The organism is Heyndrickxia sp. FSL W8-0423 (assembly GCF_038009395.1).
GTDB classification, from domain to species: Bacteria; Bacillota; Bacilli; order Bacillales; family Bacillaceae_C; genus Heyndrickxia; species Heyndrickxia sporothermodurans.
Genome location: NZ_JBBPBE010000001.1, coordinates 978,926 through 992,892, shown reverse-complemented (window position 1 = coordinate 992,892; position 13,967 = coordinate 978,926). Strand labels below are relative to the sequence as shown.

The following is a 13,967-nucleotide window of genomic DNA, read 5'->3' as shown; positions in this document are numbered from 1 at the left end:
TGAAAACGTTTTCTTATTTATGATTGTAAATGATAGAAGTATGAAAGGCTTTCCAATCATTGTCCAGAATATTCCCTCCATTTGTCCTCATCCCTTATTCTTTTCCTAACAAAGGACAAAAAAAGACCACCAAGTTTTAACTTAATGGTTTAATTTCAATAAGATGAAAAGCATTTAATGTTAGGGTTGATTGTAAATAAAGGTCCGAATCAATAGTTTCCTCATAGATTTGTAATCCAGGATAGGTACGCTGCTTCAAGAACGTAATGGTTTCTTGATCATTAATATCCCTCTGTTTGAAATTCATCCACTTCATATAAAATGCACCGTTATTCCGATCTAAAATATGTTTACGAATTTGATAAGACCCGCGGGGCAAACCTGAAATCACAAACTTTTTTTCCTTCGTTAAGGAGCTTAAAAAGAAGCTTTCAACTGAGTAGGAAGGGTTGACATAGGAAGTGTTATAAATAGCCAATTGGTATCCTTGATCTCCCTTGGTCAGGACAAAGCCTTCTCCTTCCGCTAAAATTTGGTCGTTCATTTTTGCCATCAATTGAATGTTAAAAAAAGCGGGACGTTTCAATTGGTAATAATAAAGCAGGGCAATCCCATTCATGGCAATGTGCTCATACTTCCAATTATTTATTTCTAATGAATGGGTATCAATCCAAAATCCTAAACCAGAAATAATTTTCATTACATTAAACATATCTTTAAAAATAAGCGATGAGCGAAAAAAGCTTCCGCTTAAATCCACAGTATTTCCATAGAGAGTATTCCAATTTGTTAAGTAAATGGGACTGTCTGTCAATCCCACTGATTGCAGCTTTGCTTTCAAATCGATACATGATTTCATTAAAAAATCTTTAACGTCTTCAAAGATACTATTATTCATGTCAGTAAAATCAACTTGTTCATTCGGATTGCATGTGAAGCAGACCAGTTCGCATTCATTTGCAAATTGCTTTAAAAAGGCAGTAACAGGTGCTGTGATTCCTGTCTCTAAAGAAAATGGCACATGCAGACCAACTTTGGCGGCAGAGGACCATTTTTTCACCGTTTCATAAAAATTTCGGTAAAAGGTACCCGCTGTTTCCCCCCACTCTTCGAAAGCTAATTCAAACTGCCATTTCTCCACAAAGTCACTGCCAAAATAATGAACACTCTGCTGTAGAAATTCACCTAACATCTTGATGTAATCAGAACTTCTTTCGACCTCCTTTTCAAACTCGACACGGATAAAAGGCACTAAACCAAGCTGGCGAAAGGAATTGAATAATGTGTTAATCTGATAAAATTGTCCTCCTGTTTGCAGGAGATGAGTTGTAATCGTAAAAGTAGAAGAAAATAGGTTCGTGAAATAGACATATTCAAATTGGAGTAGCTCTTGAATAAGCCGTAATTCCGCTTGGACTTCTTCTTGTAAGGCATATTCCAGTTGTCCAATAACTAGTAATCTGCAGTCTTTTTTACGAATAAAGATGGGCTCTTTTGGCAGATCAATATATACCGTCGAAACGGCTGGATCCATCAACGTGAAAATTTTCTCATTTGATGGGATATACTTACTGATTTCAATTAAAAAATTCGGTGATTTCAATAATGTATATTGATCACTTACATAATGTACTTCCTCGATGTCGTTAGGTTCCTTTTTATGAAGGTTACGGTATTCAGCAGGCGTTTGCTGGTATATTTCTTTAAAAGCCTTATTAAATGCCTTTGCATTGGGAAAACCATTATTGAGCGCAACTTGCGTTATAGTATGTCCAGTATATAAGAGCTCACGAACAGCTGATTTCAAACGTAATTGCTTTACATATTGTGAAAAACTAACACCAACCTCCTGCTTGAAATAACGTGATAAATAGTATAGGGATAAATATTGCTGTTTGGCGATTTCCTCTAATGATATTGACTTGCGATAATTTTTTTCGATATAAGCAAGAATAGCCTTAATTCTTTCATCCTTCATACTAATAAATTGATTCTGCTGCAGATAGGTCGTTTTAAAATTCCGTATCAAAATAGTGACTAACTTATAAATCAGGCTAGTGGTTTCAAGTTCACTTCCATCTTGCTTTTGATAATGTGCAATTAGAATTTCCGCTAACAGTTGACGAATTTGATCAAATAGAAGATATTGACCATGATCCTCTTTAGACGAATAGCAATCAAAATAACACTCATGAATATCTTGATAATACCGCTCGATAGAACGTAGTGGAATTTGCAATAATAAGACTACATTGTCTTCAATCCCTTTTATGTTATGAACTTGATTAGCATTTATAAGCAGAAGGTCATTTTCAACCAAATGGTAGGAATCTTGATTGACGACAACCTCAATTTCTCCTCTAATAACTAGAAGAATTTCAATTCCTAAATTGATATGTTGCGAATGGTGCCGAATATTCTGTAAACTAATTTGGTACGATTCTTCGATTGCTCCGGACATAACATTCACCTCAATATTTCATCTTTGCAATCTTAATTTGTTCAACTTTATCCATAGCAATTATATCATGTAATACTATTTTAATAGACAAGATGTATGGGGGCACTAGGCTTTCACAAAACATAAGCTGTAGTAACTTCCATTTCATACAATTTGTAACAATAAATTTTAATAGTATAATAGTAATATCTAGATAGTAAGATAATATAAGATAAACAAAAGTCTAAAACGAAATTCCATCATTTTATATTTGAAGGACGCAGCTAGGTTAATAAGTGGCGGAGGGAATAGAGATGAATGCGTTAAACGAAATGGAAGTTATAAATAAAAAACGCAGTGAGCGAAATAAAAAGCCTGCAAAGCGTATATTCATTGTCATTGGAATCATCTTCATTATAGTACTCCTTTTTACGGGATTGAGCTATTATCAGGCAACTCATTTTAATTCATCGATTAAGATTAATAGCATAAAAGTCGGCGGACTCACTGCTAATCAGGTAATCAATAAATTAAAAACAACAGAACTAAAAAACAGAGTCTACATCGGAAACCAACAAATCTTAGATGGAAAACCTACAAAAATGGCATTTACAGAGAAAGATCTATCTGAAGTTAAGAAATTATTAAAAAGCCAGTGGACCTTTTTTCCTTCCTTCAAGGAAAAAAATTATTCTTTGGTACCGAAAAAGGCGGATCAGTTTCGCAGTGTAGCGATGAAAAAGCAAGTAGAAGAAAAGCTCTTGGAAATGAATAAGAGCTTAAAGGCACCCCAAGATGCGGACGCGAAATTAGAACAAGGTGAAATTGTTATTAGCGATAGTAAAGATGGCAAACAGTATGATGTCGACGGTATATTAGAGGAATATAAGAAACAAATATATACGAGTGATATCCATCTGAAACCTTTACTGCTAAAACCAATCAAAAAGGATAGTCCGATTATCAAGGAAAAGGAGCAAATATTAGAGGAACTTCTAAAACAAACAGTTGATTATAAAGTCCAGAAAAAAGTGCATCCTTTAAAAGCCAGTGAATTAATCAAAAATGCCTCTGTATCAAACGATAAGAAAATTACCATCACTGCGAGTGACATTAAAAAGAAGATAGATGCAATTAATCGTACTCAAGCAACATTAGATAAAAATTTTACATTTAAAACCCATTCAGGAAAGAACATTTCCGTAAAAGCAGAAGGCTATGGCTGGGCAATCAATGCTGAGAAAGAAACGGCAAGGATTCAAAAAGCCTTTGAAAAAGGAGACAAAGCGATTTCTGCCTCCAATATTTACGGAAAAGGCTGGAGCAATGAAGGCATTGGCTATGAAACGACAGCGAATCATGGCATTGGCAACACGTATGCTGAAGTATCAATTGCTAAGCAGCATATTTGGATCTACAAAAATGGAAAACTAGTTGTCTCCACAGATGTTGTTACCGGTAAACACAGCACAGGGGAAGATACTTCACCAGGAATTTGGTATATCCTTTATAAACGAACTCCGTATACCCTAAAAGGCACCGCTGTAGGTAAGGGCGAATATGCTGTTGATGTAAAATACTGGGCTCCATTCACAAACAGTGGTCAAGGATTCCACGATGCAAGCTGGCGGAAAAACTGGTCAAAAAAAGCTTATCTCAATGATGGATCAGGTGGATGTGTAAACACACCTCCAAACATTATGAAAGCTGTGTATGATAATCTCAGTACGTATGATCCAGTTGTTATTTATTGAGAAAAGCTCAAATGTCATTTTGAGAAGCGTGATGTGATCACTTACACACCTATATGCGGAAAATTGGAGTAAATCTGAAGCTGAAAAAGCGAAGTATCAGCAAATAATAAAACAAATTGAACTGAATGGTACAAATTTGAAATAGATATTCGTCTTTATAATGGAAAAAGACCGGGCAAATTCGCCCGGTCCTTTTTATTTAAGAGAATGTCCGAAGGTTTTTAGCGCCTCTTTAATTTAATCAATTCTTCTGTATCAGATTCTTCAAGTTCCAATTTATCCCCTTGGAGATACTTCACAGTGAACGTAAGTGTTTCCACACTATCTTCTTTCCGTTCGCCATCTTGATAAAACTCTATGTCATTTGTAAGTTTTAAGATTTTTGCTTCTGAATCATACTCCCAATGTCCTTTAACATAATCCGTTTTCTTAGGATACGTGTCATCCATATATTGCTCAAAAATACCGTCTGGATGAATAATGAGAGCTACATTGAATCCATTTTCTGCATCCTCCCCCCAAGTACCGGCTATTTCTTTGCTATCCTTCGATATGTTTGGTGTCTCTGGCTTACTTTCCTTTTTCGTTTCAGAGGATTCAATCTGTTTAGCCGTTTTTTTCACTGTTGCATCCCCACAGCCCCCTAATAACATTAACGGAATTGCAAAGCATAATAATTTTTTCTTATTCATGGTCCCCTATTCCTCCTATGTATTTATTTACCATAATTCTTTTATCCTACCATTCTCATTTTTAAGCGTCAATGAATCTTCTTTTCTAGAAAATGTTGTTACCCTTAGGATAATTAGAAACCTTCTACTGTTCAAAAATCCCTACTGGTATAAAAAATTGCCATAAAAGGACAAGAAGAAAAACAATGGCGAACAGCTTATTTAAAGCAAACGGAAGGCCGGACAGCACCTTCTGTCCATGGTAGTTAATTCCTGAAAATAAAATCGTCATATATTTATAGAAAAAATCCAAAATACTTTTGCATTCATTATGAACATTTGACTGATACAATATCATCACTGCCTTTTGAACGAAAATCGAGAAAAATGCAAAAATACAGTTAGCGATTAATATAATGGACACATAACTGCTTGGGATCGAAATATTGATGCCAAGAAAAGGTAGTGCAATTAAGGTGCAGACGAAAAGTGCTAAAATCATAGCGATAAATTCATTTTTCGTCCATTTTCTTTTTGTTTTGTTCTGATTATTCGCCTCATTAGTTTTCGGACTAAAACAGGCCAAAATAGATAGGAGAATGATTAAAAATTCAAATCCTAAAATAAAGATAATGACGGTTACGGATCCATCGCTTCCCCATTGTTTATAGTTAACAAATAATAAAAGGATCATGAAGCATAAGACCAAATTACTTTGTAAAAAGAAGCGAAATCCATTTTTTGTTTTAAACATCTTCTTTTCTACTCCCTCTTATTTACTAAAAAAATTCTTTTATCGTTTCATCTATCTTATCAAAGTATTCTTTATTGTTTATTGCAGCGAAATAAATCTCCCCATCATTAACCTTTTCATAATCGATATGCCATATAAACTCATCACTAGGAAGAAGGAAAGCGATTTGGTCAATTTCATTCTCGTCCCTAACATAATTGGATTCAATAAAAGAGATATTATCCAATTCTTGTTTATTTCTTCTGAAATCCTTTAGAAAAATTCTTAGTTCTTTATCTAAAGCTTCATCCTCGATCATTGCCTCGATAACTTCCTTTTCAATAGTATGAAGCTCATCAAACATTTCATCGGATACTTGTATAGGTCTAAGGTTATCCACATCCTTTTCCTTATTTGTTTGTACTTCAAAATATTCACAAAGCAATTCATAATATCCCAGTTTGTTTTCATGAAATGAAAATGTATGTTCAATTTTTTCTACATGCTGGATCATCGAATTTCCCCCATCAAGATAATGAATAAACAATACTCGATCCTGATTCACGCAACGGATTTTTCTACGAGAATGTACGAGTAAATGCAATAAATTTTCTAATCCAGCCGTAATTTTAGTTTCCCTTTCTTCATCCCAGTACCCTTTTTGTTTCAATAACCATTCCGACTCGCTAACAAATCTTTCAAATTCCTTATCATTATTAATTAATTTATTTTCATTTAAAATTTGACTAGCAATATGGTCATGCCCGCATAAAGCCAATGCTGAAACTAATTCATTTGTGGTTAATTTTATTTCAGAAGCCATTTCTTCCTCTCCTTCATATAGTTTGATTATCTAAAGTAGCTTGAAATAAATTTCTTTGCCCCAGATAACTTTTTAGATATTTTATTGGTTGTTTCTTTAATTAAGTCATTTGTATCTTCAATACGTCTTTCTACCCAGCGGCCGACAGATTCTCCCCATTCTTTGACTTTATCTTCAGCAAACCATGAGCCGATGATCCCTGACCCAGCTCCCACTGCTCCACCAATAATTGTACCCACTCCGGGACAGATCATAGTTCCAATTACTGCCCCTCCTGTAGTAAGTCCAGCAACTCCTGCATCTAAACCAACTCCTGCAACAAATCTGCCTGTTTTCTCAAAACCTGATTTATATTTATTTTCATCACTAAAAAATTCACTCGTATTCATTGTTAATGAAATTGTTATACCAGCCACAGGTATACGCTTTGCAAATGCACTTAATTTGGTCGCATCAGTAAATTGGGAAGTTGTTCTTCCGACATTGACCTTCATTTTATAATTGTTAAGCATGCTTTTATCAAATACGACCGAGTTAGTATACTGACGTAATATTCTTCCAAAATAAATGCGTTTTGTATTAGGTGCCAAACCAACGATTTCCTTCAGAACTCCTCCTGGTGCTTTGCTATATTTTGAAAGATAACGCTTTAAAGGAGAAGAAGAGTTTGGATCTGCTTTCTTCAAAATACTATATATCCGTTCGGCTAATTTCGATTCAAATTTTCCATTTGCCGCTTTCCTCCATTTTGAAGAGACGACCACCTTAAAGATTCCTTTTCCCTTCTTTTCTAATTTCAATGCTCCAGATGACAGCACACCAATGGCAAGAGCACCTTTCACAACATCTAAAGCACCCGTCCCTTTGCCAAGGGTATCCATCCAACTTGCAATATCTCCGATAAATGTTGAATTTCCTTGTTCTACAGACAATTCGATCGCACTATCAACCATTTCCTTTATTGCATCTGTATTTAAGAAGTAGTCTTCTATCATACGGATTTCTTTTTTACTTAAAAAGATTCCGCTCTTTGACCATACTTTCATTTTCCCTATAAGTTGATGAATGTTTGTTAAATCTTTTCCGGGATCCTCTAGTTTTACTGTACTACTTTGATCAAGTTGATTTATATCTTCTATCGTTTTTCGAATTTGTCGCTTAGCACTTGAAATATGTGCATCAAAATTTATTGTTTTAATTGGAATAGCAGCTACTAAATCATTCACTTTATACAAATCTTCATTAATACTTTTTACGATATCATGAGTTTCCTTCTCTACCTTAGTGATACCATTCATAACATCATGATGAATAAATTCCTCTTTAATAAAACCATCTTCTGTTTCATAATGTTTTACTACGTTTTTGATATTCTTTAATTCTTGAACATAATTCTCTAAGAATTGGTTAAATAATAGAATTATAGGAAAATGTAGCACGTTATAGTAATCCTTAATTGCATTACCCCCTCGCCTTTTAAAGCATCATCTAAATTAATGACCTTTTCCATTGCATCGTGAATGGCGAGAATTTGTCTTTTCTCTTCTTTCTTTTTGTTAATCAATTGATCAATTCCATTGTTGATCTCGGAAACTTTTAACACTCTCATTGTGCCTTCTCCTTATGTATACTCCGAGCCAGATTTTGATCTAATTTAATGTATGATTCAATACTCGACCAAGCATCATTATTCGTTTTTATTAAAAACGTTTTAAAACTTTTGATTGTTTCATAATATTGTTCTTCAATCTCTTCCATTTTTTTGATGAAATCAAGTTTGGACTCTGAGAATTCAACTTTTGGATTAGTAGTATCCAACTCATTTGTTTTTTCCTTTAAATTTTGAAAAACAGGTTCAACTTCACTCTTTATGACTTTTATCTCCGGCATAAACATAGACTCCTTCCTACATATTATTGATTCTAGAAATTTCCCTTTGTTTCACGCTTATCGAATCCAAAAGACTTTCATTTTTATCTTTCAATTTTTTTATTTTTTTATCAATTTCATTTAAAAGTTCCCCAACTTGTTGATTAGCAATATACGTACTACTTTGGGCAATACTATCTCGAATATTTGAATGCTCTTTTGCATGTTTCCCAGCCCAAGAAGTTGAAAAAAACTCTGGCTTAAATACATTTTTTTATTATTGATTAAATCTTCTCTCAGGTTTTCAATGCTCATTTTTGCTTTCCGTAATCGTTTTATTTTCTCTTCATTCTCTTGGATAGCTGTTGAAAATCTAGAAATATCCTGATTCAAAATCATAATAGTTATCATATTTATATTATTCACTCAACCACCACCAAAGTAATTTCGTATTTTATCTTTTTTAAAACATGCGGACTAGAAACCATAAGACGCAAGGCTGATCCGCTAAAGAATTCTTTTGTTTAAAGTCGGATTATACTGTTACTATTATCATAATTTACCAAATCCCACATCAATAAAAATATGAATAAATTACTGAAATCAGGACTTATTTACTGTTATTAGAGTCAATATCCCTCATATAGTAATAGGATATTAGTCATACTAAAATGAAAGAGTTTTTTATAATTGGATTATGTGTTATTAACACCAAGTACTTCACGGTTCTCATTTAATTTGTTATTTTTAGAATTGAGTTAAACAAGATAAATTTAGTGGAGGAAATTAAAAAATGGGACCTAAAGAACTTGGCAAGAGAATCAAACAAATGAGAACAAAGAAAAAACTTACACAAGCTGCTCTTGCTGAATTAGTAGGGATTACAAAAAGTCATATTTCAAAAATTGAAAATGGTGTTGCTACACCTAGTTTGGTGACACTCTCAAAAATTGCTGAAACATTGGATTCCCCAATGTCCTGGTTTGTTATTCAGGAAGAGCATGAGGGATTATCCATTGTAAGAAAAAGTGATAGGAAAGAAAACGTCGCTAAAAATGAGATTGGCTACGACTATGAGTTATTAGCAAATAAAAACTTTATGAGTAATATTAATCCAACGATTGTTACTGTTTTACAGGGAGCAGAAGAAGTTGAACCTTATATCCATAATAGTGACGAGTTTATATATGTTCTTACTGGGGCCATCAAACTAATTTATGATGGGGTAACATATAATTTAGTTGAGGGTGATTCAGCTTATTTTTCCGGAAGAAAACCGCATATATTTATCAGTAATAGTCAAGAGGTTTCAAAAGTATTAACCATTTATGTTGAAGAATAGGCAAGACTTATAAATCGTTTTAAATATATCATCAAAAATACTACCTGAAAAGGACCCCACTTTACAAAATATTTATACTATTATAAATTATATATATCATTATTCAACAAAGTTGAATTATAGGAAACTATTTTCAATCAAAGGGGGCCATATGATGGTTATTTCAAGAGTAAAGGGTTTCTATCAATTATCTGTAGACGAAAGAGTAGATCTTATTACTAAAGGAATAGGTTTAACAGAGGATGAAATAAATGTATTGTCTAATGGTATGACGTTAGATTTAGCTGATGCTATGGTTGAGAATGTAATTGGACAAATTGGTATTCCGTTAGGGGTTGCTGCCAATTTTAAAATAAACGGTAAAGATGTATTCATTCCGATGGCTACGGAGGAACCTTCAGTCATTGCGGCAGCAAGTAATGCCGCTAGGGCAGCATATGATTTAGGTGGTATTCACACAGCAACTTCCGGAACAATCATGCGCGGACAGATTCAAGTATTAGATATTTGTGATCCATATGCAGCAAGAGCAAGGGTATTTGAGAACAAAGAAGAAATTATTGAACAATGTAATTTAAAAGATCCAACCTTGGTGAGCTTAGGGGGCGGAGTAAAGGATATTGAGGTACATCTAGTAAACACTGTTAAGGAAACAATGCTAGTTATCCATTTAATAGTGGATACAAAGGATGCGATGGGCGCAAATGCAGTAAATACAATGGCGGAATCTGTTTCTCCATTAATTGAAAAAATTACCGGGGGCAGAGTTGTTTTACGTATTATAACGAATTTAGCTGATAAACGAGTCGTTAGAGCTCGAGGAGTTTTTTCATCAGAAATGTTGGGAGGAGAAGAAATTGTAAAAAATATTGTAAGCGCTTTTGAATTTGCCGATGCAGATCCTTATCGCGCTGCAACACATAATAAAGGTGTGATGAACGGGATTACCTCCGTAGTTCTAGCGACCGGAAATGATACACGTGCTGTAGAGGCGGGGGCACACGCATATGCTTCTAGAACTGGAAGATACCGTTCCCTTACAACTTGGGAGGTAAATAATGAAGGCAATTTAGTAGGAACATTAGAAGTCCCAATGGCGGTTGGAATTATTGGAGGTGCAACAAAAACACACCCAGTCGCACAAGTTGCATTGAAAATTATGGGTGTAAAGACAGCAGAAGAATTAGCTGGAATGATTGCAGCAGTTGGATTAGTAGAGAATGTAGCTAGTTTACGAGCACTATCTGCAGAAGGGATACAAACAGGTCATATGCGCTTACATGCGAAAAATTTAGCTGTAATGGCTGGAGCTAAAGGAGATCTTATTGAAAAAGTGGTTCAGAAGGCGGTAGAAGAAAGAGATTTTCGTTATGACCGAATTTTAGAAATTACTAATTCACTGTAACGGGGGGCTAAGTATGTTAAATCCCAAAAAGAATGTTATCGATCATGAAAAAGATATCGTTGTACAAGAGAAAGGGCAGTTTATTGAGATTTTAGGGGATACGACTTCTAGTAAACAGCTTATTGTTGCAATTTTGATGAGTGTCGTTGTTAGTTTAGGGGGATATAAGTTAGGTCAATATATCTTTCCAAAAATAGCGAGTCCCCAAATGGTAAATTCATATTCTTTGTTGTTAGGAATTGCTGGTACTGTGATAGTTTTATTTTTAAATGCCGTTCTTTTTAAGCCAAAAAGAATATTGGTTGAAGACGAAATCTCAAATAGCACAATGGAAGATGTATTTAAAGATTTACAGCTTGATATTGATGAAGAGTTAAGACTAATCGATGCCGATCCGATAACAAAAAGAGAATTGAATGAGCTTGGGGTACTAGCAAATTTTGAGAATATGAAGAGAGTGAATAAAAAGTGAGTATTTATTTAATCGCATTGTTATTTGCTCTCTTAGGCGCTTTCATTTTTACCATTATCGGTTTAATTTCAGGCACTGATGAAACCGCTATCATGGTGCCGATTACACTATTAATCATACTTTTAGGTGCACCCCCGGAAGGAGTCTTCGCATTCTTTATGGCAGCTGTACTTTCAAAGCATCTTACTCATGCTGTTCCAACGGCACTTATGGGGATCCCGGGAGATACGACCGCTGTTCCGTTAATTGATCATGCAACAACACTAAGACGTATGGGGATGCCTCATATCGCCTTACGGAAAATGATCTCAGGTGGGATTATTGGTGCTTTTATTGCATTACCTACGGCGGTTTTGCTGGGACAATTTTTAGGGCAATTTGCAGACTTCTTTAAAGCATCATCCGGACTGATATTTACAATTGCTGCTTTTTTAATTGCTTATTTTTCAAAAGGGAAATGGGCTAGTGTACTAATTATTATTCCTTTTGCCTTTTTTATTAAATCGTTAGATACTTTAAGCTTCTCTATATTGGATAAACATTTATCCATTACTTTCTTTCTAGGAATTGCTATAGGACCAATGTTTAGTAATATATTAGTGGCAGCTTCTCCCGCCGCTCGAAATGCAATTGTAAGAAATAAACCAAATGAATACAATCTAGCACCAGAGACGAAGTCATGGAAGGGTTATTTCCCGAATCCATTTAAGATACTAACCGGACGTCAAACGACTTTCACTTCTATTACAACGTTTATATCTTCATTAACATTTGTATTCAGTCCGGTCGGAATGACTTCATTAATGGGTGAAATTGTTGGATCACGTACAAAAGGGGCTTATAAAAAATCAACTACGAGTTTAACAGTTATGAATGGTGTGACAGAGTCTACTTATCTTGCAGAAGCAATTATTCCACTTATTGCTTTCGGTATCCCATTAAGCCCAGTAGCACTAGGCCCGGCATCGGCCTTGTTTAATGCTCCACCGGTATATTCAGTGGAGCCAATTAATAACTTGCACACATATTTATCAACGTGGGATTTCTTTATTTTTGGTTTTATTGGTATTGTCATAGCTTCATTGATTGCTTATCCATTTTCAATGAATTATGCCCGAAAGGCGTCCGTTTTAGTTTTAAAATTTGTTAGTCAAGAGGCCATTGTAGCCATGTTCATAGGTTTAGCTTGTTTACTTGCTTATAATGAGGCAGAATTCCTTGGGATTATCTTAACATTTACCGTTGCAACCGTAGGCGGGTTATTAAACCGCATCTTAGGTGTAGGTGCGGGTGTACAATTTATGGTATTTTACGCGTCAAGCTGGATCATGCTTCAATTATTCAGATTCTAACTAGAATAAGGATGTGCAATGAAATTTCTACTAAATTATCGCGGTTTTAGCTTGTACTGCTTATGGGCAGAATAGGTGTAATCTCTCTCGTAAAGATTCACGGAGTTCTTGCGGCATTTCCTTGACCTCGATATCTCCACCGAGGAAAAGTAGCCAATTTGTTATTTCGGTCAATTCATCTGAATTATTAACATTGATAAAAGTCTTTAGAATGGCTGTCGTTTGGTAAGGATTCGTATAGGAAATTGAAACTTTTAAAGGATGATATTTTTTGAACTGTGCAATCGCTTTGGGACCAAGTTCAAGGACAAGGTTAATTACTTCTTCCTGCTTACGTAGTTTTTCTAAAATCTTTTTCTTACTTAATTTTTTTTTCGTATAGTATGGTTCGACATTGGTGAGATTGTCGACAGGGATAGTCCGTCTCTTTTCATCCTTTAAGTCAAAGCCTTCAATCAACCAAAGACTTTTTTCACGATAAAGATGCAAGAGATAAATTGAATAAGACTTTATTATCTTCCCTTCTTCAATGGTAACCAATAAATAGCTATCTAAAAGAAGGATTTCGATTAGTTTTTCTAACATCGGGTGTGGCAGATCTGACAGATCGAGTAGGTCCGGATTATTGGGATTGGTCCCTTCGAAAAGCAAGAGTTGATTTAACAGAACAAGTTCATCTTGCTGGTTTTCTGAGATAAGACCAAGTAATTTTTCAGCTAATGATTGACGGCTCTTTAGATAAGGGAGTTGTAGATTTCTCGTTGCCATGAAAGCAATAAAAAGTGCTTTAATCTCATTATCGGTAAAGCGAACAGTTGGCAGGACAGAGTTATTCATGACAAAATAACCACCATCTCTGCCCACTTCAGCAACAAGTGGCATCCCCATGGCTTCAATTTCTCTGATATCTCTAATAGCTGTCGAACGAGAAATGTTAAATTCCCGCATGATTTCAGTAATGGTAAAGCGAGAGCGGTTGTTGATATACCGCATAATGGTATTAATCCGTTCAACTTTTTTCATAAGGTCTCCTAAACAGTGTCACTTTTTGACATGATTTAAGGTTATCATATGCTTAGCAAGTGAAGAACGCAAGGCATTTAACT

13 protein-coding genes and 1 pseudogene are annotated in these 13,967 nt (G+C 34.8%); 5 read left to right on the top strand and 9 right to left on the bottom strand.

Annotated elements, in window-relative coordinates; genetic code table 11:
* Positions 1–136: 136 nt before the first annotated feature.
* Positions 137–2,461, bottom strand: coding sequence for a helix-turn-helix domain-containing protein (locus tag MKY81_RS05045; protein WP_341116968.1), 2,325 nt, complete (start codon positions 2,459–2,461; stop codon positions 137–139).
* Positions 2,462–2,754: 293 nt separating this feature from the next.
* Here MKY81_RS05045 and MKY81_RS05040 point away from each other — a divergent pair, with 293 nt between their 5' ends.
* On the top strand, positions 2,755–4,194 hold the full coding sequence (locus MKY81_RS05040) for a L,D-transpeptidase family protein (RefSeq protein ID WP_108072570.1): 1,440 nt from the start codon (positions 2,755–2,757) through the stop codon (positions 4,192–4,194).
* A 221-nt stretch (positions 4,195–4,415) separates the two neighbouring features.
* Here MKY81_RS05040 and MKY81_RS05035 read toward each other — a convergent pair whose 3' ends face one another.
* The 7 genes and pseudogenes from MKY81_RS05035 to MKY81_RS05010 all read right to left on the bottom strand — a co-directional run bounded on the left by MKY81_RS05035 (position 4,416) and on the right by MKY81_RS05010 (position 8,716).
* The gene (locus MKY81_RS05035) at positions 4,416–4,886 is read right to left on the bottom strand and encodes a DUF3994 domain-containing protein (protein ID WP_341116967.1); all 471 of its coding nucleotides are present in this window, start codon (positions 4,884–4,886) and stop codon (positions 4,416–4,418) included.
* Positions 4,887–5,010: 124 nt separating this feature from the next.
* Positions 5,011–5,619, bottom strand: coding sequence for a hypothetical protein (locus MKY81_RS05030; protein WP_108072566.1), 609 nt, complete (start codon positions 5,617–5,619; stop codon positions 5,011–5,013).
* A gap of 25 nt (positions 5,620–5,644) precedes the next feature.
* Complete coding sequence (locus MKY81_RS05025) at positions 5,645–6,421, bottom strand: hypothetical protein (protein WP_341116965.1); 777 nt, start codon at positions 6,419–6,421, stop codon at positions 5,645–5,647.
* A 26-nt stretch (positions 6,422–6,447) separates the two neighbouring features.
* Positions 6,448–8,030 (bottom strand): annotated as a pseudogene (locus tag MKY81_RS05020) (T7SS effector LXG polymorphic toxin).
* On the bottom strand, positions 8,027–8,311 hold the full coding sequence (locus tag MKY81_RS05015) for a YwqI/YxiC family protein (RefSeq protein WP_108072558.1): 285 nt from the start codon (positions 8,309–8,311) through the stop codon (positions 8,027–8,029). Before MKY81_RS05015 ends, MKY81_RS05020 begins: the two are co-directional and overlap by 4 nt.
* A gap of 16 nt (positions 8,312–8,327) precedes the next feature.
* On the bottom strand, positions 8,328–8,495 hold the full coding sequence (locus tag MKY81_RS21075; RefSeq protein ID WP_425319836.1) for a hypothetical protein: 168 nt from the start codon (positions 8,493–8,495) through the stop codon (positions 8,328–8,330).
* Positions 8,432–8,716 carry a hypothetical protein gene (locus MKY81_RS05010; protein ID WP_181294679.1) on the bottom strand — a complete coding sequence of 95 codons (285 nt, stop codon included), beginning with the start codon at positions 8,714–8,716 and terminating at the stop codon, positions 8,432–8,434. Before MKY81_RS05010 ends, MKY81_RS21075 begins: the two co-directional genes overlap by 64 nt.
* 367 nt (positions 8,717–9,083) lie before the next feature.
* Between MKY81_RS05010 and MKY81_RS05005 the strand changes: the two genes are divergently transcribed.
* The 4 genes from MKY81_RS05005 to MKY81_RS04990 all read left to right on the top strand — a co-directional run bounded on the left by MKY81_RS05005 (position 9,084) and on the right by MKY81_RS04990 (position 12,861).
* Positions 9,084–9,632, top strand: coding sequence for a helix-turn-helix domain-containing protein (locus MKY81_RS05005; RefSeq protein ID WP_066230778.1), 549 nt, complete (start codon positions 9,084–9,086; stop codon positions 9,630–9,632).
* A gap of 154 nt (positions 9,633–9,786) precedes the next feature.
* The gene (locus MKY81_RS05000; RefSeq protein WP_341116961.1) at positions 9,787–11,037 is read left to right on the top strand and encodes a hydroxymethylglutaryl-CoA reductase, degradative; all 1,251 of its coding nucleotides are present in this window, start codon (positions 9,787–9,789) and stop codon (positions 11,035–11,037) included.
* A gap of 13 nt (positions 11,038–11,050) precedes the next feature.
* On the top strand, positions 11,051–11,509 hold the full coding sequence (locus MKY81_RS04995; protein ID WP_341116960.1) for a hypothetical protein: 459 nt from the start codon (positions 11,051–11,053) through the stop codon (positions 11,507–11,509).
* Positions 11,506–12,861 (top strand): tripartite tricarboxylate transporter permease, encoded by a 1,356-nt coding sequence (locus MKY81_RS04990; RefSeq protein ID WP_341116958.1) that lies wholly within the window; start codon positions 11,506–11,508, stop codon positions 12,859–12,861. Before MKY81_RS04995 ends, MKY81_RS04990 begins: the two co-directional genes overlap by 4 nt.
* A 60-nt stretch (positions 12,862–12,921) precedes the next feature.
* On the opposite strand, the gene MKY81_RS04985 is transcribed toward MKY81_RS04990, so the two are convergent.
* On the bottom strand, positions 12,922–13,884 hold the full coding sequence (locus tag MKY81_RS04985; RefSeq protein WP_328007248.1) for a helix-turn-helix transcriptional regulator: 963 nt from the start codon (positions 13,882–13,884) through the stop codon (positions 12,922–12,924).
* Positions 13,885–13,967 lie beyond the last annotated feature (83 nt).

Bases quoted from the DNA above. Each gene is read 5' to 3' on its own strand.
- MKY81_RS05045 (WP_341116968.1), bottom strand. From the start codon at position 2,461: ATGTCCGGAGCAATCGAAGAATCGTACCAAATTAGTTTACAGAATATT.
- MKY81_RS05040 (WP_108072570.1), top strand. From the start codon at position 2,755: ATGAATGCGTTAAACGAAATGGAAGTTATAAATAAAAAACGCAGTGAG.
- MKY81_RS05035 (WP_341116967.1), bottom strand. From the start codon at position 4,886: ATGAATAAGAAAAAATTATTATGCTTTGCAATTCCGTTAATGTTATTA.
- MKY81_RS05030 (WP_108072566.1), bottom strand. From the start codon at position 5,619: ATGTTTAAAACAAAAAATGGATTTCGCTTCTTTTTACAAAGTAATTTG.
- MKY81_RS05025 (WP_341116965.1), bottom strand. From the start codon at position 6,421: ATGGCTTCTGAAATAAAATTAACCACAAATGAATTAGTTTCAGCATTG.
- MKY81_RS05015 (WP_108072558.1), bottom strand. From the start codon at position 8,311: ATGCCGGAGATAAAAGTCATAAAGAGTGAAGTTGAACCTGTTTTTCAA.
- MKY81_RS05005 (WP_066230778.1), top strand. From the start codon at position 9,084: ATGGGACCTAAAGAACTTGGCAAGAGAATCAAACAAATGAGAACAAAG.
- MKY81_RS05000 (WP_341116961.1), top strand. From the start codon at position 9,787: ATGGTTATTTCAAGAGTAAAGGGTTTCTATCAATTATCTGTAGACGAA.
- MKY81_RS04995 (WP_341116960.1), top strand. From the start codon at position 11,051: ATGTTAAATCCCAAAAAGAATGTTATCGATCATGAAAAAGATATCGTT.
- MKY81_RS04985 (WP_328007248.1), bottom strand. From the start codon at position 13,884: ATGAAAAAAGTTGAACGGATTAATACCATTATGCGGTATATCAACAAC.